At 58.5% G+C, this 25188-nt stretch carries 23 protein-coding genes; 21 read left to right on the top strand and 2 right to left on the bottom strand.

Annotation, left to right across the window (positions count from 1 at the left end; all coding sequences use genetic code 11):
• From BWR59_RS31085 to gstA, 21 genes are all read left to right on the top strand, one after another.
• A partial coding sequence (locus tag BWR59_RS31085) for a DUF2235 domain-containing protein (protein ID WP_218191315.1) occupies positions 1–1647 on the top strand: 1647 nt, incomplete at its 5' end.
• A complete protein-coding gene (locus tag BWR59_RS31090) occupies positions 1644–2273 on the top strand; it encodes a DUF2931 family protein (RefSeq protein ID WP_081569502.1) in 630 nt (209 codons plus the stop codon). The genes BWR59_RS31085 and BWR59_RS31090, both read left to right, overlap by 4 nt.
• Before the next feature lie 142 nt (positions 2274–2415).
• Positions 2416–3045, top strand: coding sequence for a DUF2931 family protein (locus BWR59_RS31095; protein WP_081569503.1), 630 nt, complete (start codon positions 2416–2418; stop codon positions 3043–3045).
• Positions 3046–3266: 221 nt separating this feature from the next.
• Positions 3267–5543 (top strand): hypothetical protein, encoded by a 2277-nt coding sequence (locus BWR59_RS31100; protein WP_081569504.1) that lies wholly within the window; start codon positions 3267–3269, stop codon positions 5541–5543.
• Positions 5544–5557: 14 nt separating this feature from the next.
• Positions 5558–6583 (top strand): SUMF1/EgtB/PvdO family nonheme iron enzyme, encoded by a 1026-nt coding sequence (locus BWR59_RS31105; RefSeq protein ID WP_081569505.1) that lies wholly within the window; start codon positions 5558–5560, stop codon positions 6581–6583.
• Positions 6584–6658: 75 nt separating this feature from the next.
• Positions 6659–7687 (top strand): SUMF1/EgtB/PvdO family nonheme iron enzyme, encoded by a 1029-nt coding sequence (locus BWR59_RS31110; RefSeq protein WP_081569506.1) that lies wholly within the window; start codon positions 6659–6661, stop codon positions 7685–7687.
• A gap of 75 nt (positions 7688–7762) precedes the next feature.
• Positions 7763–8791: an SUMF1/EgtB/PvdO family nonheme iron enzyme gene (locus BWR59_RS31115; protein WP_081569507.1), complete on the top strand. Its 1029-nt coding sequence runs from the start codon at positions 7763–7765 to the stop codon at positions 8789–8791.
• A gap of 160 nt (positions 8792–8951) precedes the next feature.
• A complete protein-coding gene (locus tag BWR59_RS31120; protein ID WP_081569508.1) occupies positions 8952–9215 on the top strand; it encodes a PAAR domain-containing protein in 264 nt (87 codons plus the stop codon).
• A gap of 1 nt (position 9216) precedes the next feature.
• Positions 9217–10401 carry a hypothetical protein gene (locus BWR59_RS31125; RefSeq protein ID WP_081569509.1) on the top strand — a complete coding sequence of 395 codons (1185 nt, stop codon included), beginning with the start codon at positions 9217–9219 and terminating at the stop codon, positions 10399–10401.
• A 22-nt stretch (positions 10402–10423) separates the two neighbouring features.
• Positions 10424–13765 (top strand): ImcF-related family protein, encoded by a 3342-nt coding sequence (locus tag BWR59_RS31130; protein ID WP_230982128.1) that lies wholly within the window; start codon positions 10424–10426, stop codon positions 13763–13765.
• Positions 13762–15345, top strand: coding sequence for a type VI secretion system protein TssA (tssA, locus tag BWR59_RS31135; protein WP_081569511.1), 1584 nt, complete (start codon positions 13762–13764; stop codon positions 15343–15345). Before BWR59_RS31130 ends, tssA begins: the two co-directional genes overlap by 4 nt.
• Before the next feature lie 21 nt (positions 15346–15366).
• Positions 15367–17136 (top strand): type VI secretion system baseplate subunit TssF, encoded by a 1770-nt coding sequence (tssF, locus tag BWR59_RS31140; protein ID WP_081569512.1) that lies wholly within the window; start codon positions 15367–15369, stop codon positions 17134–17136.
• The gene (gene tssG, locus BWR59_RS31145) at positions 17100–18197 is read left to right on the top strand and encodes a type VI secretion system baseplate subunit TssG (protein ID WP_081569513.1); all 1098 of its coding nucleotides are present in this window, start codon (positions 17100–17102) and stop codon (positions 18195–18197) included. The genes tssF and tssG overlap by 37 nt, the downstream gene beginning before the upstream one ends.
• On the top strand, positions 18178–18714 hold the full coding sequence (tssJ, locus tag BWR59_RS31150) for a type VI secretion system lipoprotein TssJ (RefSeq protein WP_081569514.1): 537 nt from the start codon (positions 18178–18180) through the stop codon (positions 18712–18714). The genes tssG and tssJ overlap by 20 nt, the downstream gene beginning before the upstream one ends.
• 3 nt (positions 18715–18717) lie before the next feature.
• A complete protein-coding gene (gene tssE, locus BWR59_RS31155; protein WP_081569515.1) occupies positions 18718–19158 on the top strand; it encodes a type VI secretion system baseplate subunit TssE in 441 nt (146 codons plus the stop codon).
• 81 nt (positions 19159–19239) lie between these two features.
• The gene (gene tam, locus BWR59_RS31160) at positions 19240–20004 is read left to right on the top strand and encodes a trans-aconitate 2-methyltransferase (RefSeq protein ID WP_081569516.1); all 765 of its coding nucleotides are present in this window, start codon (positions 19240–19242) and stop codon (positions 20002–20004) included.
• 33 nt (positions 20005–20037) lie between these two features.
• A complete protein-coding gene (locus tag BWR59_RS31165) occupies positions 20038–20541 on the top strand; it encodes a cupin domain-containing protein (RefSeq protein WP_081569517.1) in 504 nt (167 codons plus the stop codon).
• 140 nt (positions 20542–20681) lie between these two features.
• Positions 20682–21467, top strand: a complete 786-nt coding sequence (locus BWR59_RS31170; protein ID WP_081569518.1) for a sulfite exporter TauE/SafE family protein — start codon at positions 20682–20684, stop codon at positions 21465–21467.
• A 57-nt stretch (positions 21468–21524) separates the two neighbouring features.
• Positions 21525–22097 carry a GNAT family N-acetyltransferase gene (locus tag BWR59_RS31175; RefSeq protein ID WP_081569519.1) on the top strand — a complete coding sequence of 191 codons (573 nt, stop codon included), beginning with the start codon at positions 21525–21527 and terminating at the stop codon, positions 22095–22097.
• Positions 22098–22126: 29 nt separating this feature from the next.
• A complete protein-coding gene (locus BWR59_RS31180; RefSeq protein WP_081569520.1) occupies positions 22127–23029 on the top strand; it encodes a LysR family transcriptional regulator in 903 nt (300 codons plus the stop codon).
• A 117-nt stretch (positions 23030–23146) separates the two neighbouring features.
• Complete coding sequence (gene gstA, locus BWR59_RS31185) at positions 23147–23788, top strand: glutathione transferase GstA (RefSeq protein WP_081569521.1); 642 nt, start codon at positions 23147–23149, stop codon at positions 23786–23788.
• 3 nt (positions 23789–23791) lie between these two features.
• Here gstA and BWR59_RS31190 read toward each other — a convergent pair whose 3' ends face one another.
• Together BWR59_RS31190 and BWR59_RS31195 are read right to left on the bottom strand one after the other, a co-directional pair.
• Positions 23792–24097, bottom strand: coding sequence for a DUF6482 family protein (locus BWR59_RS31190; RefSeq protein WP_081569522.1), 306 nt, complete (start codon positions 24095–24097; stop codon positions 23792–23794).
• 180 nt (positions 24098–24277) lie between these two features.
• Complete coding sequence (locus BWR59_RS31195) at positions 24278–24607, bottom strand: hypothetical protein (protein WP_081569528.1); 330 nt, start codon at positions 24605–24607, stop codon at positions 24278–24280.
• Positions 24608–25188: the final 581 nt, after the last annotated feature.

Here is a 25188-nt window from a genome sequence, read left to right on the forward strand (position 1 = left end):
AGAGACAGGGTCTACAGCATGCGGCCGGTGAAATTCACCCTGCACGAAGACTACGACGACGAACCCGAGGCGCTGGAAGAGGAAGAAGAGGAAGAAGAACTCACCGATGGCATCACCCTGCGTCTGGGCCTGTTCTTCGACGGCACCGGCAACAACCAGGCAAATGCGGCGGCCACCGAACAATGCCGTGAGGTGGATCTGGTCTGGTTCAACATGGATGAGCTGACCAAGCTTCAGGAAGTGTGCAGCCAGTACGGGTTTGGGGATTTTGACGGGACGGCGTTCAACAGCGCGCCGGATAACAGCTATGGGAACGCGCCGAGTAATGTGGTGCATCTGCATGACCTGTATCCCGATCATGCAACAGACGGTCTCCCCCCTGGAGCCGACACCGGTTACGTAAAGGTATATACCGAGGGCATTGGCACCCGTAGTGGAGGCAAGGATGACACGGTCTATGGACAGGGCTTGGGGCAGGGTGAAACCGGGGTAGTGGCCCGAGTCAAACAGGCCCCGGGCCTACTCCAGGAAAAGCTCCGGGATTTCATAGCAACCAATCCTGAAACTCCGATTCGGCAAATCGAGGTCGATATTTTCGGCTTCAGTCGCGGTGCAGCGGCCGCCCGGCACTGCGCCAATGAATTCCTCAAGCCCGGCTGTGGCGTGTTCGGAGAAGTCCTCAAGGCAGGCAATTATGGCCTGCAGAAACGCTTCAATCCCGCCAAGGACCTGTGCCTCAACTTCATCGGCCTGTTCGATACGGTCGCGGCGATTTCGACCCTTGAACGCGGTGATTTCAGCGTGGGCGACGACACCAACTACGGGGTGAACCTGTACCTGCCACCCGGCTGCGCCCGTCAGGTCATCCAGTTGCAGGCACTGGATGAGTACCGCGCCAACTTCTCCCTCAACAGCGTGGGCAACAGCCACAAGCAGATCGGCCTGCCCGGCGTGCATTCGGACATCGGCGGCGGCTANCTGGATGAGTACCGCGCCAACTTCTCCCTCAACAGCGTGGGCAACAGCCACAAGCAGATCGGCCTGCCCGGCGTGCATTCGGACATCGGCGGCGGCTATCGGGCCCGTGCCCGTGAAAACATCTGGCTGACCGTGCCGCGTCGGGCCACGGTGGAGGATGGGCAGAGGATTGAATCCCATCGGGTGTGGGGGCTGGTCGAGCGAGACGCCAGCGTATGGCGCGCCACCGGGATGGCCCGCGATGGCTCCATCGAGATCAAGACCTGGCCAGCGGCCAAGATTCACCGGGGCAAGTCGGAGAGCGCAGGCGTCGATTACTGGATCACCGCGGTGCTCGACCGCCCGATACACGGCGAGCTGTCACTGATTCCCTTGCGGGTGATGCGCGAGCTGGGGGTGCGCCACGGCGTGCCGTTCAAGAACCTGGACGAGCGGCCACAGTGGGCACTCCCGGAAGAACTGAAGCCCATAGCCGAGACGATCCTGAAGCAGGTCATGGCAGGGGTGGAGGTCAAGCTGGCGCCCGAACAAGAAGCGTTATTGCGGGCCCGCTATATCCACCAGTCTGCACACTGGACGCCGAGCAAGACGCTCATGATCAACAAGCCCGTGTCGCTCAACCGCCGCTACGTGTACCCGGACCAGCCACAAAAGGGGTATCCGCAATGAAGCGGCTGATTCTTGTGCTCGGATTACTAATCAGTCTGAGCGCCTGTGCCAATGGCCCGCGCCCACCAACCCTGCCATACCCTGCCTGGAGCGTAGCCTTGGCGGCTCCCAAACACATGGAAGTGTGGGTAGAGAGCGTCGACGTGCTGGATCAGCGAGGGCTTGGTTTCTTCCACGTATTTGGGGGCGTCGCCAGCTACACCGGAGAAGTCAGGGGGTGGCACAAAGGTGCTGGGAAAACCATGCCTATCCATAACGTGGATCTGCCGGAAAAAATCTATCTGAGGTGGCAGTCGCTGGTAGAACCGCAGGCTTACACGATTGGCATACAGATTCCGCAATGGGTGCGCGACGAGATGGTCAGGCCGGAGCGGGTGTTCTGCCAAGGTTCGCGTAAATGGAAAGATGACTATCGAAAAATAATCACYTTGGGTATGGCGCCGGGGGGGATCGTCAAGGTGTGGGTAGGTGGTCCRTGCCTGGGSTTTAAAGAGGTCGGTCGCTTCCAGGCCAAGGTCCACCCGCTAGGCCCTTATCAAGGGAAGAGCAACGGCAAGTACGTGCCTCTGGAACCCGAAAACAAAGCTCATATCGAGAAGTACGGGGTTCCTTATGGCAGTTGGTAATTCAACCTTGAGTGGCTGTTCCCGCGCGACAGTTAACGCTGAACGGAGATCCGAACCGCGCCCGCTTTCGGGGTGTATCAATTTTCAGCTGCCAGAAAAACTGCAACCGGTATCCGGACCAGCCACAAAAGGGGTATCCGCAATGAAGCGCCTGATTCTTGTGCTCGGATTACTCATCAGTTTGACCGCCTGTGCCAATGGCCCGCGCCCACCAACACTGCCATACCCTGCCTGGAACATAGGACTGGCTGCTCCCAGACACATGGAGGTCTGGGTTGAAAGCGTCGATGTGCTTGATCAACGAGGTTTTGGATACTTTCGCGTACACGGCGGTGTCGCTGGCTACACCAGAGAAGTGAAGGGGTGGCACAAGGGAGGAGGTGCCACGAAGCCCATCAACAATGTGGATCTGCCCGAAAAAATCTACCTGAGGTGGCAGTCGCTGGTAGAACCGCAGGCCTACACGATTGGCATCCAGATTCCGCAATGGGTGCGCGATGAGATGGTTAAACCTCATACCGTGTATTGCCGTTGGGATCGAAAGGTAGTGACCCTTTACCGGAAAACCTTAAGCCTGGGGATGGCGCCGGGCGGCATCGTCAAGGTGTGGGTGGGGACCGGCTGCCTGGAACATTTGGAGGTCGGTCGCTTCCAGGCCAAGGTCCACCCGCTTGGCCCTTATCAAGGGAAGAGCAAGGGCAAGTACGTGCCTCTGGAACCCGAGAACAAAGCCTATATCGAGAAGCACGGAATTCCTTATGGCAGTTGGTAGTTCACCCCCACTTAGCGCTGCTTGCGCAAACCCTGCGAAGAGGCTGGATATCAAGTGGACTCGCCCGTGGGCAGCCATCCGGGTTGAGCGGCCACACGTGTTGCATCCGAGTGTCGAGGAGGCCTGTTGCAGGGTCGGTGGCCTCCACCAGAAATTAATCCAGCCGAGCATGCGATCTACGATGTTCGCGATGTACTTGAAAAATCAGGGAGTTTGAAGGGATGAATACAGTGAGTTCTTCGGTGGCAGACAACACATCCAGCAAGGAAGAGCAGGTGGTCGCGTATCAACGTGGTGCGGCGCAGTGTTATTACCGGCCTGATACGGAGGAGCTGGTTTTCGTTGTCGACAGCGAAGCAGGCCCGTTCGAATCGCACTGGCAAGAGATGGCGGCCGATATGAACGCGTTCCATCTGGCGAAAGCTGATTATTCAGCCGCTTTGGAGCGTTACGGGCAGGCCGTGATTGAACCACTCGTGCTCGCTACGACGCTGGATGAGCATGCTCGCGCGGTGGACCAGGCCGAAGTAGAGCTTGAACGACAGCGCGAGGGAATAAAAAACAAACTGGGCGTCATTGCGGGAAAAACGGCGAGCTACGACGAGGTGATTGAGCTTATCCCCGTTGTGCAAGGAGAGAAGACCAGAGGACGCGGTAAAGCTCCCCGCTATGCCTATATCAAGAAAGGGTATTTCAGTAAAAGCCAGGAAGGTCGAAAGCTACACAGTGTTTCATTGAAGGGCTCTGAAAAGGATGGCGGCGCAGGAAGCATCTACAGCACAGACAAGAACGGCAATGTCCGCATCGATTTGAAAACGCTTGGCAAGCAACTGACGAAGCTGAGAACGCCAGCATTCAAGGTCGACCTCAAAAGCGCACTGAAACTGATCGGGTCGGATTTCGACGTGGAGACGCTCAAGTCCGACGGCGTGCTGGGTGAATGGGCTGCGAGCTGGAACAACAGCCTTGCGGCTAAAGAAGAAGTCGGCGCGAATATCGATGTTTCCAGTGGCGCACAGTTTATGCGTTACGTTTCAAATGTTGGCGCCAATGCGCAGCTCGACCCGAACAAGAAACAAGGCGCCTTCAAAGGCGAGGCGAAAGCCAGTCTGGCGCTGGCGTCAGGTTTCGCGAACATGACGCTTTACGCCCCCGACCGCATGGGCTGGCCGCTGAGCGTTCAGATGGCGCAAGGCAAGGCGTTCGATCTGGGCATGTTGCGCGTCTGCGTGGAAGCGGAACTGGGGGGCTTTCTCGGTGGTTCCGCCCAACTTGAAGCGCAGTTGCAGGTCGTCGTGGACGGCAATCAACAAAGTGTTGCCGGGCAGCCCAACGGCCGATTGCCTCGTTTCAGGGAGCGCAGGACAACCGGGCATCTGTTTCACCAGGCAATGGACGCAGAGGATGAAGGCTTGCAACTCTCGGGCGAGGCGTTCGCGGGCTCCCGCGTGGAGGGGAGCCTTAAAGGTTCGATCCAGTGGCTCAAGCCGGCTCCGGCTCCCGATGAAGCAAACACCCTGTTCCCCAGCCTGTTGAAAACCGGAGGCCAGTTCACCAGTTTCTGCACATTCGGCAGCAGCATTGCCGGTTTAATGGGTGCTGGCGCGGGTGGCAAGTTACGTTGCACATTCATCAATGGAAAGTTCTGCTTTCGGGTCGCCGCCAGTCTGTGTTGGGGGGCGGGTGCGAAGGGTGCGTTTTTGGCTGAGGTTGAGGCAGGCGCTTTTGCAGAGTTTGGGGCGTGGTTGATCTACCAGTTATATAGTCTGGACTATTCGTTTTTTGAGGTGATCGATAGCGATGCGTTTATGGCGTACAGTAGGTTTTGTGTCATGAAAATTGCTGACCAAAATAACGCCGTATATCGTGCAGGTGAAATTTTTGATACGGTTTATGCTCTGGCGGATGCGTTTAAGGAGTTTTCACAGATCTATCTGAATGAAGTTGAAATAGGGGTAAGTGTTTCTAGGAAGCGCAATGCCTTAGCGGGTAACGTTATTAGGTATAAGAGGGATTTACTCGGGCATACTCCTGAGGCAAAAGGCATTCTTCTCTATTTGCTCACTCGCCATGGGAGGTTCGATCACTTTGACTTGGAAAACAGAACGCTCTTGGGTGATGTCTATGCGGAAAGAAAAGAAGCTATTATTTGCGTGCTGAAGAGTATTCAAACGATAAAGGAGTGGAGCAAAGTGATGTGCCGCGTTTCGCGGGACGGTTCCAATACGGCCGTTGGAGGCAATGCAGATACGGTCGCCGATGAACAGGAAGGCCATCTCATCCGGTTTATGCAAGAGGGCCATAATCGAGACGAAGATTTTTTGAATGTCAAATGGGATATTCAGGTTGTTAAAGCCCGCCTAAAGAGCGAGCCAGCGCTCGGCTACGCGCTTGCTTTGAATGATACGGTGTTTTATTCGCTCAGTGGTCAGTCTGATTCCCGGCGTCGGTATTGCGAGTTTGGGCCTTCTCAGGCTGACTCGGAAAGCTGGGTCTAGGTGGGGGGTTCTAAATGAAAGCTGTCAGGGGCGCGATGTATGCGCTGTTCGGTATGTCAATGCAAGGGTGTGAACGGACCGAGGCAGAACTAGGGTCGACTGCAATTCAAGCTCAAAGTGACCTTGATGGCTTTGTCGAGCAAGTTAAAAGCGATTTAGTGTTCGTAGAGGGTGGAGAGTTTTTGATGGGCGATTTTGGACCGCAGGGCCCTGAGAAGCTGCCCTATGACACCGATGATGACAGCAAACCTCTTCATACGGTAGTGCTGACCAGTTTTTCCATGGATAGGTTTAAGGTGACCAACAAAAGATATCAGTTATTCCTTGCTTCAAATAATCTTGAGTTGCGAGAAAGCGGGCAGGCTAGCAAAAGTAAATGGGATAGTATCAACGCCATTCCCAATCTCCCCGCACACATCGATTGGTATGAAGCTCAGCAATACTGCCAGTGGTTGGGGGAACTCACAAAGCTACCCTTTGCTATGCCCACTGAAGCCCAATGGGAATATGCGGCACGAAGTCGCGGTCAAAATTTAATGGTTGCAACTGATGATGGTGACTATAAAGCAGAGCCTTATCAGCTACGCACTGAAAGCTATTTACCCCTGGGGCTCAATATTTCAAGTTATGGCAGTCGAGTCGCGTTTGCGATGCGGAATGGGCTGAAGACGACAAGTCTGACGCCTCTCCCGGTTGATATGTATCCACCCAATCCTCTCGGCATTTATTCAATGTCCGACAATGGCTACGAATGGGTGCAGGATTGGTATGATCCTGATTATTACGAGAGTTCGCCTGCTGATAACCCTCAGGGGCCGAAGCTTCCAATGTTTAAGGATGCTTTAGGGCATGACGCAAAGGTGGTACGCGGGCAAAGTTATGCTAACCCCTACTGGGGAGGAGGGGTCAATGTTTTCAGGACCCCAGCGGACCCACATGGACGTGTTGACAATGATGGGGCGATTTTTATCGCAAATAAGACAATCCGCTGCGTGGTCAATAGTCCCATCCCGGTTAAATTGTCATCGTCCTCAAAGTGACGCGCACTTTTTATTGAAGTGGGTCGCAATGTCTAGGTTTGCATGTCCGATTTGGTGCGGGAGTGAGGTATAACTATGGAAAGTATGAAGATAATTTTGAGCACGTATTGTGTGCTGACGTTGCCGGGGTGCGGCAATGCCGATCCCGAAAAGGTCCCAGCATCCAGTCCGCATCAGGTGGAATTGCAAGCCTTTGTCGACGGCATTAAAACAGATCTGGTATTCATAGAGGGTGGAGAGTTTTTGATGGGGGATTTTGGACCGAAATACGGCCCAGAACGGCTCCCCTATGATATCGATGAGGACAGCAAGCCTCTGCATAGAGTCCAGCTTTCCGGCTTTTCCATGGATCGCTTCAAGCTTACTAACGAGCGGTATAAGTTCTATCTTGCGTTCAATAATATCGAGCCGCGGGATACGGGGATGGCCTTAAAGAGTGAGTGGGACAGCTTGAGGGCAATTCCCAATATTCCTGCACATATAGATTGGTATGAGGCAGAGCAATATTGCCAGTGGTTGGCGGTTGTTACGAAGTTGCCATTCGCTTTGCCGACGGAAGCTCAGTGGGAGTATGCAGCACGCAGTCGCGGCCAATATGTTATGGTTGCGACAGATAATGGACATTATACGGCGGAGCCCTTTAGTGTTCGTACTGAAAACTACGCACCTCAAGGGATCAATATATCCGGTTCAAGTAATAGGGAAATATTTGCTAGGGAACAAGGGCTAAATACCAAGAGCTTTACCCCTTTGCCTGTTGACATGTTCCCGCCCAATCCTCTGGGCCTCTATTCGATGTCCGACAACGGCTACGAGTGGGTCAACGATTGGTATGATGCTGATTATTACAAGCGCTCGCCGCTTAAAGACCCTCAAGGGCCGGAGAGGGCGTCATTTAAAGACGCACGTGGTCACAGTGCGAAAGTCTTGCGTGGGCAGGGTTTTGCAGATCCTTATTGGGGTGGTGGTGTGAATGTATTCCGAACCGCCATGGACCCTCTGGGAAGGAGGAATGAACATGGCAGCGTTTTTATAGCAAATAAAACGATGCGCTGCGTGGTCAATAGTCCCATCCCGGTTAAATTGTCATCGTCCTCAAAGTGACGCACACTTTTTATTGAAGTGGGTCGCAATGTCTAGGTTTGCATGTCCGATTTGGTGCGCGAGTGAGGTATAACCATGGAAAGTTTGAAGATAATTTTGAGCACGTATTGTGCGTTGACGTTGCCAGGGTGCGGCAATGCCGAGCCCGAAAAGGTGCCAGCATCCAGTTCGCACCAGGTGGAATTGCAAGCCTTTATCGACAGCATCAAAGCAGATCTGGTATTCGTAGAGGGTGGAGATTTTTTAATGGGAGATTTTGGACAGGAATATGGCCCAGAAAGGCTGCCCTATGATACTGATGAAGACAGTAAGCCGCTTCACAAGATTGTGCTCACCAGTTTTTCTATGGAGAGGTTTAAAGTTACAAATGAGAGGTACCAGTTCTTTCTGGAGGTTAATAACATCGAGCCGCGATTAAAAGGGATGGCTAATCAAGAAAAGTGGGACAGCTTGAACTCTATCCCCAACACCCCTGCGCACATTGACTGGTATGAGGCCGAGCGATATTGTCAGTGGCTGGAAGTGGTTACCAAGCTGCCATTTGCGTTGCCGACGGAGGCTCAGTGGGAGTATGCAGCACGTAGTCGCGGTCAATATTTAGTGGTTGCGACTGATGACGGTAGTTACAGAGCGGAACCTCGAAGTCTTCGCACTGATAACTACTCTCCTAAAGGGGTTAACATTTCGAGCGACGGTGATCGGGAGGTGTTTGCGAGGCGCAAATCACTGCCGACTGGAACCTTTACTCCTCTACCTGTGGACAGGTTTCCGCCTAATCCTCTAGGCCTTTATTCCATGTCTGACAATGGCTATGAATGGGTCAATGATTGGTATGACCCGGATTATTATAAAAAATCACCATTGGAAGATCCCAAAGGCCCTGAGGGCGTTGTGTTTAATGATCAGCTTAATCACGGAACTAAAGTAACACGAGGGCAGAACTATGCAGATCCGTATTGGGGCGGGGGCGTAAACGTTTTTCGAACTGCCGCGGACCCTTATGGCCGAATTCGCGCGGATGGAACATCGTTTATAGCCGATAAAACAATGCGCTGCGTAGTCAACAGTCCCGCACCCATAGAGCCGCCATCGTCCACAACCTAATACGCACATATTCTGACAAGCATCACATTGTCTGATCTCAGTTGCTCGTTTCGGGCAGGACGAGACGTAACTATCGAACGCAAAACATCAGTCATTAATGGGTATTGGCTTCCCTCCCCAATGGGTGGGTTAACACAGTTTAAAGAGATAAGGAGCAGTCATGACAGGTGTCATTCGTTTAGGCGACAAACTTTCATCCGGTGGCGAGGTAATCACCGCCACCAGTTGCATGACGTTCCTCGGCCGCAAAGCGGCATGCGTGGGCGACAAGGTGTTCTGCCCGTTACCAGGGCACGGGGTGAATGTCATTTCGGAGGGGGACGAAGGGTTCACCCATTTGGGGCGCCCGATCGCACTGGATGGCCACCGTTGTGAATGCGGCTGCGCGCTGCAAACGTCGCTGCCCCAGGCCGGGAGAGTTTGACATGGCTGTCGATCTGAACGCTTTGCCAGCAGCGCTTGATTTACCGCATGCGCCGAATCTGCGGCACTGGTGCCTGGTTGTCTTGCTGTGCTCGGTGCTGGCAGGCGTTCTGGTCGCTGTGTTCTGGCCGAGCACGGGGTGGCAATCGTCCTCGTGGTTCTGGTGCTGTGCCTCGATTCTCCCGCTGGCCACCGGAGGAGCGCTCTACGGCTTACGCCATCACTCGTACGAAAAACATCGCGATTACGTCCTTGGCTGGAACCTCAATCATGAGGAGCAGAAGCGAGTCCTCGTGGATAAAGCCCAGCGGCCCATCGTAATCCTGGACGCGGCGTATCGCACCGGGGCGGGCAATCACCAGGTCGCCGCTTTATTGGCCAGCGGGAGCGAGGCATTGCGGTCGCTCCCTGGAGCCGGGGAGCAAGTGCGAGCGAGTCCCTTGCCCGACTCCGGCGCGGTGGCACAACAGCAAAATGCAGAGCGTCTGGCTGTGTATCTGGCGGACATATTGATCGAGCTTGAAACCGTTTTGGCGCGGTATCAGCAGAACGCGTCGTTGAAGGTTCGTATTCGGCATGACCCATCAACAGGCCAGGAAGAAATCCTGTCCGTGTGGCATGCGTGCCGTGGCGCGCAAGCGATACAGGATTGTGTGGGTTTCGCGCCCCTCGACGACGGGCTCCTGTGGCTGGATGCCTGGCTGGACGAAGCACAACCTTGCGGGCTGGTTTTGTCCCTTGAGTTCAATCTGTTTCTGAAGCCGGTTGCCGATCAGGCCGAGTCAGTCACCGCCATCCTGTTGGCTACCCCTGAGTGGTGCGTACGGCACGGGGCGACTGCCAAAGCTTTCATACATCGCCCGGTGAAGATGGCTGACATGCAGGTTGGGTTGGATACCTCGCTTCATTGGGGACGAATCACAGAAGAGAGCAGGGTCAACCGCGTCTGGCACAGCCAGTTGTCCAGCGACTATTTGGCGGACCTCAGCATTGCCGCGCGAGTGGCCGCAGGTTTGCCCTCCAGTCACAACTGGTTGGCGCTGGACAAGTCGTTTGGCTTGCCTGCCTGCACAGTGGGGAATATCGCGTTGATCCTCGCCAGTGAGCAGGCTCGCACGGATGGACGAGCCCAATTGGTGCTGCTGCAGGACGCGTCGCCGCAGGCCTGTGTCGTACAGCCCGCCTGACAATAAGTGGAGGGAACCCGGTTTGAAAAAGAAACGTATCGGTGCATGGATTTCAATTGTCTGTCTGCTCGTCGTGGGCGGGATCTTAATCTGGGTGGATAACCCTGTTACGTCGATAAAGAGCGAGGCGCAGAAGTGGCAACTCTCGGTAGGGCTGTTGTTGGCCGGCCTGGTGTTTTTGTTCCTTGAAGGCCTTGGCGCGTGGATTAACAAATCCGTGGCGACGCTGGATTTCTTCTCTCATTGGAAGCCGAAGCCGGGCGCTGAAACCAAGTCGGACGATGGCACACCTGCACCCGTCGGTGCTGCCAAGTGCCTCACTCACCTGCACCAACACTACGGCCGCTTCTGGCGTCACCGCGTTCGGGTGCTGCTGGTCGTCGGTGAGCCTGAACAGATTGAGGCAATTGCCCCGAGTCTGGCTGCGCAACACTGGCTTGAGGGCCAGGGTACGGTCCTGTTATATGGCGGCAGCACGCAGTCTTCCCTCGATCAGACCTTTTCTCGTTGGCAAGGCTTGACCCGCGGCCGCGCGCTGGACGGCGTGGTCTGGGCGTTGACCGGCGACCATAGCGCCAACGCCGCCGCGATGGCGGTGGGTGTGCGTCATCTGCAAGCGCTGGCGCAGTCGTTGCGTTGGCAACTGCCGCTGCATCTGTGGCAGGTCTGCGAGACGCAATGGCCGCAGGTCGGGCACCAGCGTCGGCCGGTTGGATGTCCGATGCCGCCTTCACCCACGCGCAAGGCTGTGGAATCGCTGCTGGAAAGTTTGCAAACGCCTTTGCGACAGCGCGGAATGACGCAGGTCACAGTACAGCCGGCAGATGATTTTCTCTTGCGGCTGTCTCGGGACCTGCAAGCCGGTGGCGTTGCTCGCTGGGGGCAGGTACTCGCGCCGTTGCTGGGTCGGTCTGCGCGCGGTGTTCCTGTGCGCGGGCTGTGGTTCAGTCTGCCGGCTGCGCCATTGCAGGCATCGGCCAATGTGTGGCCGGCGGATCCGGTGTGGAAGGGGCTGCTCACTCACACAGCGACGAACCCTCATCGCCTCGGCTGGCCTGCCAGTCGTGTCGCGTATGTGATGGTGATTGGCGCGGTGACCCTCTGGATCTCGGCAATGCTCCTTTCTGGAGCCAGCAACTATGCCCAAAACGCCAAGCTGCAGAACGCCTTCGCCACAACGCAGTTTTCAGGCAGCCCCGATCAGCAATTGCTGACCCTCAACGAGTTGGTGCGCGAACTGGGGCGTCTGGATGAGCAGGTCCGGCGAGGCGGCCCCTGGTATCAGCGTTTCGGTCTGAATCAGAGTAAAGCCTCGCTCGCTGCCTTGTGGCCACGCTATGTGAAAGCCAATGAGCGGCTGATGCGCGATCCAGCGGTCGGCAATCTGCAACGCCAGCTGCAGGCCTGGGTGGATTTGCCGGCGGGCAGCCCGCAGCGGCATGAGCGTGCCGAGGTCGTCTATGAACAATTGAAGGCGTATCTGATGCTGGTCCGCCCGGAGAAGGCCGATCCGGCATTTCTGGCCAGGGTATTGGGTGCGTCCGAGCCGACGCGCCCAGGTATTTCGCCCGGTGTGTGGCAGGGAGTATCGCCGGCACTCTGGAGGTTTTACACCGAGCAGTTGGTGGCGCATCCGACCTGGCGTATCGGCACCGACCGCAACCTGGTGGCGCAGACCCGGCAGGTGTTGCTGGGACAACTTCAACAGCGCAACAGCGAGGCGAGTCTGTACCGGCAGGTGCTGGATGCGGCCCGGCCTCATCATCCTGAAATGACCCTGCGTGACATGGTCGGAAATACCGACGCGCTGGCGCTGTTTGCCAGTGACGGCAGCGTGCCGGGGGTGTTCACTCGAGAGGCCTGGGAGGGGCAGGTACGGCTCGCTATCGACGAAATAGCCGAGGCCCGGCGCGAGGAAATCGACTGGGTGTTGAGCGACAACCACACCGAGATTGTCCCCGACCTACAACCGGATGCCCTCAAGGCGCGCCTGACCGAGCGTTACTTTCAGGAGTACGCCAGTGCGTGGCTCGCATTCCTCGACAATCTGCGCTGGCAACGTTCCGACAGTCTGGGGAAGGTGGTCGATCAATTGACCCTGATGAGCGACGTGCGTCAGTCGCCGTTGGTTGCGCTGCTGAATACGGTGTCCTGGCAGGGGCAAGCTGGTGGTCGCATTCCGGCAGTGGCGGATTCGCTGCTGGACTCCGCACAAAAGCGCGTGGGCGCAGACGACCTGCCTGACCTCAGTCGGGTGCAGGCGGCCGGTCCGTTGGCCGTCTCCTTCGGGCCGCTGCTCGGGTTGCTGGACAAAAATGAGGGGGGAGCCAGCGCTGGCGATGATCGCCTCAGCCTGCAGGCGTTCCTGACGCGAGTCACCCGCGTGCGCCTGAAACTTGAGCAGGTCACCCGCGCGACAGATCCGCAGGCGATGACCCAGGCCGTGGCGCAGAGCGTCTTTCAGGGCAGGGACGTCGATCTGACCGACACGCAGGCCTATGGCCGTCTGGTCGCCGCCAGCCTGGGCGAGGAGTGGAGCGGGGTGGGCCACACGCTGTTTGTGCAACCGCTTGAGCAGGCTTGGCAGCGGGTGTTGCAGCCTTCGGCGGCAGGACTGAACCGCCAGTGGCAGCAGACGATCGTCGACCATTGGGAGGACGCATTCGCCGGCCGTTATCCTTTCGCGGCAAACGGCAGCGATGCGTCGTTGCCGATGCTGGGGAAAATGATCCGAGCCGACTCGGGCCGCATCGAGCAGTTTTTGCAACGGGAACTCGGCGGGCTGCTGCGCAAGGACGGCGCCCGCTGGGTGCCGGACACGGCACACAGCGAGGGCTTGCGTTTCGATCCGGGCTTTCTGCTCGCGATCAATCAATTGAGCCATCTGGCCGACGTGTTGTACACCGATGGCGGTATGGGTCTGAACTTCGAGTTGCAGGGCAAGGCCGTGCGCGACGTGGTGCAGACCACGTTCATCCTCAACGGCGCCCGGCACTCGTATTTCAACCAGAAGGAAAGCTGGCAACGCTTTGGCTGGCCCGGTGGTAGCGATCATCCGGGCGCGAGCCTGAGCTGGACCAGCGTCCATACCGGCGAGCGTCTGTTCGCCGATTTTCAGGGCGTCTGGGGCCTGATCCATCTGCTCGACCGAGCGACGGTCACCCCGCTGGACGACAGCGACAGCCGCTACCGGTTGGTGCTTGAGGCGCCGGATGGTTTGAAGCTTACCTGGCACCTGCGCACCGAACTGGGCGAAGGGCCGATGACGTTGCTCAAGCTGCGTGATTTCAAACTGCCGACGCAGATATTTCTCAACCCGTCGCCGTCGGATGAGGCGCGCGCCCGGAACGGGGGGATCTCATGAGCCTGCAGACATTGGTAGGCGCGTGCCTTGGCTCGCGTGACGGCATTGCCAGCGCCAAAGAGCGTGCCGGGGTTTGGGAAGCATGGCTGCTGCCGATCAACACCGAGGCTCCCGCCGGGAATGATCCTGGCTACGAAGACGATTTCCAGCGTATTCGAGAGGAGATCAACAAGCTGTCGGCCGCGGATACCGATCTGGTGGTGCAGCTCGCCGAAAAGCTCCTCAAGCAGACGTGCAAGGACCTGCGCGTGCTTACTTACTACCTGTGGGCGCGCCTGCAAAAAAACGGCGAGACCGGGCTGGCTGATGGCTTGACACTGTTGGCAGCGACACTTGCGCGGTACAGCGCCGACGTGCTCCCCGTACGGCCGCAGAGTCGAAGACTCGCACTGGAGTGGCTGGCGAGCAGCAAGATGCTGGACAGCCTTTCGCTCCATCCCGAAGTGGTCAGGTCCGAGGCCGAAGGAACCGTGGCAGCCTTGGTCTGGCTCGACCATGTGCTGGCGAGCTGGCCGGTCGAGCAGCGCCCGGATCTGGGCGCACTGCATACGGCGCTGTCTTCGCGGCTGACGCAGTCGGGCGGGGGCGATGCGGTGGTGTCGCAACACAGCGCCCAACACGAGAGCGCCGGGCAAAACGGGTTGCCTTGCGCTACGGCGATCAGGTCTGGACGCGACCTGCTGGACAGTGGAAGGGGATTGGCGGGGTATCTGCGCGAGCAACCGTTGGGCTGGCTGGCCGCGCACCGTCTGATGAAAAGCCTGCGCTGGGACACCGTACATCAATTGCCACCTCAGAATGCCAGCGGTCACACGCGCCTGGCACCTCCCCGAGGTGAATACCGCGCGCAGCTCAAGCGTCTGTCACTGCAACAGAGCTGGAACGAACTGCTCGATCAGATCGAACGAATGTATGCCGAGGGCGTGAACCATTTCTGGCTCGATCTGCAGTGGTATTTGTGTCAGGCGCTCAGCAAGCAGCCGGCGCCGCAGGACACGTGGGCCGACATCGTCAAACGCGATCTGGGCATGTTTCTGGAGCGGTTGCCGGGCATTGAAGAACTGCGATGGAGCGACGGTACCCCCTTTGCCGATGAAACCACCCGCGAGTGGATCAGCCAGCAAGTCAACGGCAATCGATCTGCGCACTGCCTGCCCGCGCCCGCTGTCACCGCCTCGCTCGACGCCGACATTGTTTCGCTCGAAACCGAGGCGCAGGCACAGGCCGACAGCGAGGGTGTGGAGCAGGCGCTGGCGTGGCTGAGCGCACGACCCGATGTGCAAAGCGGCAGGCAGCGTTGGCTGATGCGGTTGTTGATGGCCCGGGTTGCCGAGCGATACGGCAAGGCCGAACTGGCGCTGCATCTACTGGGTGAGCTGGATGTCGGCGCGCAGCGACGGTCGCTTTGCGACTGGGAGCCAGACCTGGAGTTCGAGGTCAAGGCCCGGCTTCTGAAATTACTGCGTCTGAAAGCCCAGCGCAGCGACGCGGACAAAACCGGTCTCGCGCGGCGGATGGAGTCATTGCTCGCCGCCCTCGTGGCCATGGATCCGGTACGCGCCGCAGTGCTGTGCAACTGAACTTCATCGATAAGGATTTTGTTGAATATGGACAATTTGACCCTGCGTTACTTCGACGCCGAAATGCGCTACCTGCGCGAGGCCGGCAAAGAGTTCGCCGAAGCGTTTCCCGATCGCGCGGCGCTACTGAATATGGACAAGCCGGGCGCGCAGGATCCCTATGTCGAGCGACTGTTCGAAGGGTTCGCGTTCCTGATGGGGCGGCTGCGAGAAAAACTCGACGATGACTTGCCGGAATTGACCGAGGGGCTGGTCAGCCTGTTGTGGCCGCACTACCTGCGCACCATTCCTTCGCTCTCGATTGTCGAACTCGCCTGTGAGCCGGACACGATGAAGGGCGTTGAGGTGGTCGGCAAGGGCTTCGAAGTTCTGTCCCGCCCCATCGGGCCGCAGCGAACCCGTTGCAGCTACACCACGACGCAGGATCTGACACTGCGCCCGCTGGCGCTGGATGGGGTACGGCTCGCTCACGAACCCGATGGTCGCTCGGTGATCAAACTGCGTTTTTCACGCGGCGCCATGACGTCATGGAGTCAGCTGGAGCTTGGCTGCGTGCCGCTGTATCTGAATGCCAATGCCGCCACGGCCAACGCGCTGCATCAGGCATTGACCCTTGATGCCCAGACGCTTTACGTACGCGTGCCCGGTCAGCCACAACGCTGGGAGCTGAACGGCCGATTCTCTCCCGGTGGGTTCGCCGAGGACGATCGTCTGTGGCCCAAGGGGGACAGCGCGTTCAGCGGCTATCAGCTGTTGCTGGAGTACTTCACGTTTCGAGAGAAATTCATGTTCGTCAATCTGCGCGGCCTGGACCAGATGCAGATCGCGCCGGAGGCGACCTGGTTCGAGCTCGAGGTCGTGCTTCGCGAGCCATGGCCCCATGGCTTGGCGCTGAGCGCCGAGCAGGTTCGTCTGCACGCGGTGCCGGTCATCAACCTGTTTCCCCTCGAGGCCGACCCGCTGATGCTCGACCCTTTGCAGAGCGACTATCTGCTTCGCCCCATGCGTTTGCAGGACGGTCATACCGAGATCTATTCGGTGGACAGGGTCACGGCTACCACCACCCGCGAGCGCGAGGATTACGTGCCCTTCGCCAGCTTTCGGCACAAGGGCGGCATGTTGCGCGATGAGGCCCCTGAGCGTTATTTCCACACGCGCCTCAAGCGCGGGCCCAATGGGCTGCACGATACCTGGTTGATTCTCGGCGGCGAGGGCGCCGACCAGGACCGCCTCATTCGCCAGCAAAGCCTGTCGCTGCGGTTGACCGGGACCAACGGCCAGCTACCGCGCAAGGCATTGCAAAGCACGCTGCTGGACACCCCTGTGCAATCGATCCAGATCGGCTTGCGGGTACGAAATCTCTGCGCGCCGACCTTGCCGTGCTATCCACCCGATCGAGACCGTTTTCATTGGCGGCTGCTCAGCCATCTGGGGTCCAATTTCCTGCCGATGCTCGACAGCGCGCAAGTCCTGCGCGGCACCCTGGCGCTCTATGACTGGACGGGCAGCGAGATGAACCGGCGGCGTCTGGAGGCGATCGTCGACGTTCGGCACCACCTCGTTCAGCGCTTTGAAAAAGGCTTCCTGCTCAGGGGCGTCGATATCGAGATTACCCTGGATGCCAATGGTTTTGCCGGCGAAGGGGACATCAGCCTGTTCGGCGAGATGCTCAACCGTTTTTTCGCGCTGTACGCCGACATTCATCTGTTCAACCAACTGACACTGATCCTGCAACCCACCGGAAGATGCCTGCGATGGAACGAGAACCACAGTCAGCGAATTCCCGGTTGAAGATCGAGGATTTGCTTGTAGCGCTGCACGCTCGGGTTGCCGAAGCCAATCTCTATCGCGTCTGTCAGTTGCTGGAACAGGCTTCGCCCGGTCAACCGCTATTGGGCAGTACCGAACGTCCGGCCGATGATCCGGTGCGCTTTCGACCTGAACCGGGAATGGGTTTTCCTGCGGGGGAGTTGAAGTGCGTCGAGCGACACCAGGACCATCCGTCGAGGCCTGCGACGGTGCGCACCCGGCTGCTCGGCTTGTACGGCGTCGATTCGCCATTGCCCACTGCCTATGTGGACGACATCGCTCAACGACGTGAGGGGCACGAAGCGCTCGAGGCGTTTCTGGACATTTTCAATCACCGGATATTCACCCAGTTCTACCGGATCTGGCGCAAGTACTCCTACCCCGCGAGCTTTGAAGAGGGCGGGGCAGATGCAACTTCCCAATGCCTCCTGGGGTTGATCGGGCTGGGGATTCCAGGTACTGCGGGCCGGATCGAGACACCAATGTCGCGGTTTCTGGCGCTGCTCGGCGTGATGCGTTTGCCTACCCGTAATGCCGAGGGGGTGCGTGCACTGGTCACATTGCTCGCACCTGAAACCGTGCCCGAAATCACCCCTCACTGGCCAAAAAAAATTGTACTGCCCGAACCCGCCAGACTCGGCGCGGCGCGCGCGGTCAGCCTTTCTCAGGGTACGCCATTGGGCGCTGTCGCCTACGACGTCAACAGCCAGTTGTGCCTGACGCTGATCACCCACAACCGCAACGAGGCGCACAGGTGGTTACCGGGAAAGCAGCTGCACAGCGATTTGCTGACTCTGTTGCGGGTTTACCTTGGCTGGCGCTGCACCGCCAAGCTGCAACTGACTATTGCGGCGCACAGCCTGCCTGCCGCGAAGCTCGGAACCGCGTCACTGTTGCTGGGAATGACAGCGATGATCGCGCACGCAGCGGGGGAAAACCAAAACCATGGACATCAGATCATCACCATCAATCTGGGCCGTTACCAAGGCCTGCACAACCACCCTCAGCACAGGGACACAAAGCATGTCGATTACGGTTTTTAAGCTACTGCGCATCGCAGCGATTGCCGTGCCGCTGAGTGGATGCGGAGTCGTCCAGAAGGTCTCGGACAGCACGGCTTCGGCGACCCGTTCGGTTTTTTACAAGCAGGTGAAGACGCTGCATCTGGACCTCGACGGCCGGGTTGCATTGAACACCCATTCCACTGACATGAACGCGCTGTCAGTACCCACCGTGGTGCGGGTGTATCAACTGCGCGAAGGCAGGTCGATGACACGGGCAACGTACAACGAGCTGCTCAGCGATGCCGACCATGTGCTGGGCGCCGACCTGCTGACTCAGCATTCGGTAGTGGTCAAACCTGGAGAGGGCGTGCAGTTGAGCGTGCCGCTGGTAAACGATGCGGTGGCCGTTGCGGTCGTGGCGTTGTTTCGTGAGCCCGACCTTGAAAGCGACAGCTGGCGGTTGATGCTGGGGCGTGAGGATCTGGACCCGGACAAGGCTCGCGTTGTCGAACTGGATGATAACAGGCTGACGCTGCGGCCTTTGGCGCGGGGATGAACCATGCACGAGCTCAATCCATCGCTTTACGAAACGCTTCTCCAGAATTTCAACGGGGATCTGGATCTTCACTGCGTGGATGAGGAAGATCAGTACGTGCTCTCGGTGCTGGACAACATGCAGCGCATCCTCAACAGCAGGGCCGGGTCGCTGAGCCATCTACCCGATTACGGCCTTCCGGACATGAGTGTGGTTTTGCAGGAGCTGCCGGGTGCAGCCCATGGGCTCATGCAGACCATGGCCGATACACTGCTCAAATACGAGCCGCGCCTGATCGCGGTGAACATCGAGCTTCAACCGCAGACGCAGCCGGGCTATCTGGATTACCGGCTCAACGCATCGCTCAAGGGTGATCGGCAAGCAACGTTCGGTACCACGCTGGGGCCGGAAGGGCGAGCGCTTGTGCGTCACCTCAAGCAGCAACGGGTTCTGCCCGGGACGTAGCGAGCCGTCTCTTCATTTGTGCTTGTGCCAGCCAGGCTTTACCCTCATCGCCACGCTTTTCACCCTGAGAGGAAATGCCTGATGAGCTGGTCAGCCAAGCAGTATTCGATGTTCGAGCAGCAGCGTACGCGGCCGGTTCGCGATCTGGTCGCCGCCATCCCCACGCCGCAGGTCAAGACCGCCATCGATCTGGGCTGCGGCCCCGGCAACTCCACCGAAGTGCTGGCCGAACGATTTCCCGATGCGCAGATCACGGGCATGGACAGCTCCGAGGACATGCTCAACGATGCCCGTCAGCGCCTGCCGCGTCTGTCATTCGAACTGGCCGACATCGGCAGCTGGAACCCCGACCGCACCTACGACGTGATTCTGGCCAACGCTTCGCTGCAATGGGTGCCCGATCACGCCGAGCTGTATCCACGCCTGGTCGGTCGGCTGAATCCCGGTGGCAGCCTTGCGGTACAGACGCCGGACAACCTCGAAGAGCCTGCGCACCGGCTCGCCCGTGAAATCGCTGCCAGTGGCCCGTGGGCGAGCAAGATCGCCTCGGTCAAACACCCTGACCGTCATCCCGCCGCTTACTACTATGAGTTGCTGCAACCCCACTGCGTTGAAGTGGACGTCTGGCGCACCACCTACCACCACCCGCTGGCCGGTGGGCACGAGGCCGTGGTGGAGTGGTTCAAGGGCTCGGCGCTGCGGCCGTATCTGCAAAAACTGGACGCGAGCGAACAGTCGGCCTTTCTCGATGCCTACCTGAAGGCGATCAGCCAGGCCTATCCTGCGCTCCCGGATGGCACGGTGTTGCTGCCGTTTCCGCGGTTATTCATCGTCGCCAAGCGCTGAGCGTACTGGCACTTGCTGCCTCTGGAGTCAATCATGAGCGAATCCTCTGACGCGCTGGCCGGGCGCCTGATCCGCAACTTCAATGAAGTGCCGCTGCAGGACGAACGACGCGATCCGCTCTATCAGAGCCAGGCCGCCCGGTTGGGGACTGGCACGGCGGCGCAGAAACTCGGCGCTTCGGTGGACATCGTGGCGCCTGGCAAGCGTTCCTGCCCTTACCATTTTCACTACGCGCAGGAAGAAATGTTCGTGGTCATCGAGGGGCAGGGGACGTTGCGTGTCGCCGGGCAGATGCTGCCGATCAAGACCGGCGATGTGGTGTTCATCCCTCCTGGCCCCGAGTACCCGCACCAGATCATCAACACCTCGGATGCCCCGCTCAAATACCTGTCCATCAGCACCCGAGAGACGCCGGAGGTCTGCGAGTACCCTGACTCCGGCAAGTACCAGGCGATGGTGACCATCAATGGCGCACGAGCCTTTACGGCTGTGCAGCGCCCGCAGAGCACGCTGGAATACTGGGATGGCGAGCCTTGAATGCGATGACAGCGCGGGTTTGGTTATAACCATAGATCTTTTCGATCTACGTTTTTATAAGAAAATCTGCAGTCCTTAGACGAAAAATCGCTATTCTGCCCGCCAGTTTTTTCGCGTCCGTGCATTGGTTGGGCTTAACAGTGGATTTTGGCAATTTAGGTTTCGTCGTTGCAGGTTTGCTGGTCGGCTTCATCGTCGGGATGACCGGTGTCGGCGGTGGTTCGTTGATGACCCCGATCCTGCTCTGGTTCGGTATCAACCCGGCCACTGCCGTGGGCACCGACCTGCTGTACGCCGCCATCACCAAGAGCGGTGGTGTGCTGGTACACAAAAAGAACGACAACATCGACTGGGGTATCACCGGCTGGCTGACCTTGGGCAGCGTCCCGGCGGCGGGGCTGACGTTATGGTTTCTGAGCAGTTTGCACACCGCGCCCGAAGCGATGAACTCGGTGATCAAACAGGCGCTGGGCTTCGTCCTGTTGCTGACCGCGCTGGCGATTTTCTTCAAGCAGCGCCTGTTGGCATTCGCCCATCGCCATGCCGGTGATCATTATCGTTTGAGCGACAAGAGCCTTAATACGCTGACCGTGTTGACCGGCGTCGTGCTGGGTGTGATGGTGGCGCTGACCTCCATTGGCGCCGGTGCGCTGGGCACTGTCGCCTTGTTCATCCTCTATCCGTTTCTCGACACCCGCCGGCTGGTCGGCACCGAGATCGCCCACGCGGTGCCACTGACGCTGATTGCAGGCCTTGGCCACGCCAGCATGGGCAACATGAACTGGTCGATGCTGGGCTTTCTGTTGATGGGCTCGTTACCGGGCATCTACATGGGAAGCCATCTGACCGGCCGGATTCCCGACGCGGTGCTGCGTCCGTGCCTGGCCGTCATGCTGTGCGCCATCGGCTACAAACTGGCGTTCTAGGCCAGGCTGAAGAAACGGCTTACGGGTTTGTCGGATCGCAAACCATGGAGTGGAAGGATGGACATCATTGCCGAACCGCAGCTGATCCGCCTCAGTACAGACCGTCTGATCCTGCGCCCGCCCTTGGGTGGCGACGCGGCGCAGATTCGCGCGTACAACGTTCATAACCGCTCACACCTTCAGCCGTGGCAGCCCACGCGCCCGGTCAGTTTCTACGACATTGAAAACATCATTCGGCGGATCAGTTACGTTGAGCACGAACGCCTCGCCGGGCGCTGCCTGCATCTGCTGGTGTGCGAGCGCGACAGCGGCGAGATGATCGGCGAATGCAATTTCAGCAACATCGTCCTCGGCGTATTTCAGGCCTGTCATCTGGGTTATTCGCTGGCGGCGCATGCGCAGGGCAGGGGGCTGATGACCGAGGCGCTTCGCTGCGCTATCGCTTACGTGTTCGACGATCTGCAATTGCACCGGATCATGGCCAATTACCGCCCGGAGAATGAGCGCAGCGCCCGAGTGTTGGGGGGGCTGGGTTTCGAGCGCGAAGGTGTTGCCCGGTCCTACCTGAAGATCAATGGCGAGTGGGCCGATCACGTGCTCACCGCGTTGATCAACCCGGCACAGCGTTGAGCCGCTGACCCACCAAAGGACGCCTGCCCATGATGAATCTGATGCACTGGAGGCTGATGGTGGCCGTCGCCGACGCCGAGAACGTGACCCGGGCTGCCGAGCGATATGGCATCACTCAATCGGGCGCCAGCCAGGCCATCTCGCAGATGGAGGATGCACTGGGCATCAAGGTGTTCGTGCGTGACCGGCGTACCACCACCGTCACCGCAGCCGGGCAGCAGGTGATCGGGCACGCGAGAAGAATGCTGGCTGAGCTGGAGGCCATTCAGCACGTGGCCCACGCTGCGAGGGCCGCCGATACCCAGCGCATCCGACTGGCGAGCTTTCCTTCGGTGTTCGCGCAGCTGCTGCCGCCGATCCTGCAGGCCTTCGAGCGGCTGCACCCGCACGTAGAGGTCATTTCGTTGCACGGCACCGACGAGGAAGTCGAGCACTGGCTGGATTCTGGCAGCGTGGATGTCGGCGTGGTAATGAACCCCTCATCTGAGCGCCGGGCAGTGATGCTCGGACGTGATCGCTGGGTGTTGGCGGCGCCCCTGGCCCAGCGCATTGCAGGGCATGTCGCAGGCGCGACAGTCGATATTCACGCCATCGTCGACCAGCCGTTCATTGTCGCCACCGGTGGTTGTCATCTGCACGGACAGACGCTCGTCAGCCAGGCGGGTTTGCGGTTGAGCGACATCCGCATGACCGTCAGCGATTGGAGCACGGCCTACGCGTTGATCGAAGCCGGGCAGGGCATGGCGATCGTCCCGGCGTCGACGCTGCCCACGAATCTCGCTCGCTTGCAAATCCTCGAATTGGCGCATCCTGTCTACCGGACGTTTGGTCTGGTTTGCTCGCAGCAGGGGGGCGTATCGACCGCAATCAGGTCACTGCTCGATGTGGTCAGCGCGACGCTGGTGATCGCCGACGAGTCGGCCGTGGCGTAGCTATTTGGAGTAGCTATTTGGAGTAGCTATGTGGCGTCGTCATAAGCCGCTGTAATGACCGGCTTTGGGATCGTAAGTGTACCGGCCGGGGATTGACGGGCAGTCTGCGAGGCAGATTTGTTTCGTCATCCACCGCCGGGAACCTCCAAGAAACTGTATTTCGCCCCTCAGACCTGCTCCTTATCCCCCCACATCGTGCTGCGCGAAGCGGGCATCGAATTCGAGTTGATCCGGGTCAACAATCAGACCAAACGCACCGCTGACGGCAAGGATTTTCGCTCGATCAACCCCAAGGGCTACGTTGCCGCGCTGGTGCTGGATAACGGTGAGGTGCTGACTGAAGGGCCTGCCATCCTGCAGTATCTGGCGGACCTGCATCCTGAAGCGGGTCTGGCGCCCGTAATCGGCAGCTGGCAGCGAGTGCGTTTCAATGAATGGCTGAACTTCATTGCCACCGAGATTCACAGCGGCAGTGCGCCGCTGTTCAATGCGGCCATTACGGAGCCGGTCAAGGCAGTCTTGCGCGAGCGTTTTTTCAAACGCCTGGATTTCCTCGATACCACACTGACCGACAAACCGTACCTGCTCGAGGCTTACAGCGCCGTGGATGCGTATCTGTTCGCGGTGCTGGAGTGGCTGCCGTTCTTCGATATCGATATCGCGCGGTGGTCATCGCTCGCCGCCTATCAGGCGCGCATCAGCGAGCGAGACGCCGTGCGTGAAGCGATCACGACAGAGCAGGCGTCCGCGCCAGTCTAGCGATCAAAGGCTTGAACGAAACGGAATCGGCTGACGTGAAACCGTCTTGTCGCTCTCAGCATGGCCCACCATTTCGTCGTAAACAACGGGATGCACGATGAACAGCGGCACTTCTTTCATCGCTGACAGACACTTGCGAGCCTCGTCTACCGAGGCAACGTGCAGCACGCCGCCTTTGGGGCTGCTGACGGCGTGGGACTGTCCGTTCATGCGGGCGTGAATCACATACGAGCCGCCCTCGATGGACACCAGGTCGAGCTCTTCGATTTCGCCGGCCTTGATGTGTTTGCTGAGTTGATCCAGATCCATTGCGGCACCTTCTACGCACTGAGGCGTTGGCTGTTCCGAGGATAGAAGCAGCGCCGTTTTTGCGGCCTGCATGGATTGGAAGGGCGCGAACAGGGCAAGTTCAAGTCAATTGGATCTGCGCGTGCCACACAGCAAAACGCCGCCGATGCGCGAGGAGCATCGGCGGCGTTTGCACAAGGCTTAGCAGAGCTTGTCGATCACATGGATGCCAGGCTCTTTCTGCGCGCTGCCCCATTCACTGCTCAGGGTGTCGAGTACCTGGCCCAGGAACTGTTTGTCGGCAGCTGCCTTCTTGCCGACATAGCCCTGGCCTTTGCGGTACATCTTCAGCCGCGCACGCATGTGCGGGTGTTGTTCGACGAACTCTTGCTCCTCGGTGCACGCACCCAGGCCGTCCATATGCACATCACCTTTCTCACAGACCCAGAGAATGTGGCTATCGAGGGAGTCCTTCTGCGCCGCGAACAGTCGAGCCAATTGATCAATGGTAGGTTGATTGTTCAGATTCATCATGGGATACCCCTTTTTTGCCTGTTCGTTAATCTATCTGGTTAGTTCAAACGTAATGGCGAATCGTCCATCGATCCGCAGTCCTTCCACACGCTGACAAACAAGGTCCGTCGGTACACAGAGCCGGTGCCGGGCGTTATGGATGTAGTGGAATGAAGAAGCTGCTACGGGATGGTTCGAAACCAGGGAGAGGATCAGCGGACGTCATGAGGACACTGGCGACTTCTGCGTGGTCGGCCACAAGTGTCATGAGGACGTATCGCCAGCGCTCGGCCCATATGGCTCGATCATGCCGGTTCAGCTTCGTCAATCTGCCTTGTGGGCAGCCCACATCCAGAGGTTGTTCAACGGCTACGTCAAACGGGCCCGGAATACTTTTGCCAGCTCTCCCGATCGGGGAGACGCTTGAACTATGCCGTTACGAAAAACCTTCGTCAACCATTTTGTAGTGATTATTTTCGATCACTACATATTTTGTAGTTCCAATACACAAAGGTCGATTCGTGACTACAAAGTCAGTGAATACGGGGTTCTCGCATCCCTGTGATATACGGGGGAGGCATCGAGTCTGTGGGGAGGTG

It is taken from the genome of Pseudomonas sp. Bc-h, from assembly GCF_002080045.1.
Classification (GTDB): domain Bacteria; phylum Pseudomonadota; class Gammaproteobacteria; order Pseudomonadales; family Pseudomonadaceae; genus Aquipseudomonas.

Coding starts and splice junctions, on each gene's coding strand:
- BWR59_RS31100 (WP_081569504.1), top strand. CDS start 3,267: ATGAATACAGTGAGTTCTTCGGTGGCAGACAACACATCCAGCAAGGAA.
- tam (WP_081569516.1), top strand. CDS start 19,240: ATGAGCTGGTCAGCCAAGCAGTATTCGATGTTCGAGCAGCAGCGTACG.
- BWR59_RS31175 (WP_081569519.1), top strand. CDS start 21,525: ATGGACATCATTGCCGAACCGCAGCTGATCCGCCTCAGTACAGACCGT.
- BWR59_RS31190 (WP_081569522.1), bottom strand. CDS start 24,097: ATGGATCTGGATCAACTCAGCAAACACATCAAGGCCGGCGAAATCGAA.
- tssJ (WP_081569514.1), top strand. CDS start 18,178: ATGTCGATTACGGTTTTTAAGCTACTGCGCATCGCAGCGATTGCCGTG.
- BWR59_RS31115 (WP_081569507.1), top strand. CDS start 7,763: ATGGAAAGTTTGAAGATAATTTTGAGCACGTATTGTGCGTTGACGTTG.
- BWR59_RS31180 (WP_081569520.1), top strand. CDS start 22,127: ATGATGAATCTGATGCACTGGAGGCTGATGGTGGCCGTCGCCGACGCC.
- BWR59_RS31195 (WP_081569528.1), bottom strand. CDS start 24,607: ATGAATCTGAACAATCAACCTACCATTGATCAATTGGCTCGACTGTTC.
- BWR59_RS31105 (WP_081569505.1), top strand. CDS start 5,558: ATGAAAGCTGTCAGGGGCGCGATGTATGCGCTGTTCGGTATGTCAATG.
- tssA (WP_081569511.1), top strand. CDS start 13,762: ATGAGCCTGCAGACATTGGTAGGCGCGTGCCTTGGCTCGCGTGACGGC.
- BWR59_RS31125 (WP_081569509.1), top strand. CDS start 9,217: ATGGCTGTCGATCTGAACGCTTTGCCAGCAGCGCTTGATTTACCGCAT.
- BWR59_RS31110 (WP_081569506.1), top strand. CDS start 6,659: ATGGAAAGTATGAAGATAATTTTGAGCACGTATTGTGTGCTGACGTTG.
- BWR59_RS31165 (WP_081569517.1), top strand. CDS start 20,038: ATGAGCGAATCCTCTGACGCGCTGGCCGGGCGCCTGATCCGCAACTTC.
- tssG (WP_081569513.1), top strand. CDS start 17,100: ATGGAACGAGAACCACAGTCAGCGAATTCCCGGTTGAAGATCGAGGAT.
- BWR59_RS31120 (WP_081569508.1), top strand. CDS start 8,952: ATGACAGGTGTCATTCGTTTAGGCGACAAACTTTCATCCGGTGGCGAG.
- tssE (WP_081569515.1), top strand. CDS start 18,718: ATGCACGAGCTCAATCCATCGCTTTACGAAACGCTTCTCCAGAATTTC.
- BWR59_RS31095 (WP_081569503.1), top strand. CDS start 2,416: ATGAAGCGCCTGATTCTTGTGCTCGGATTACTCATCAGTTTGACCGCC.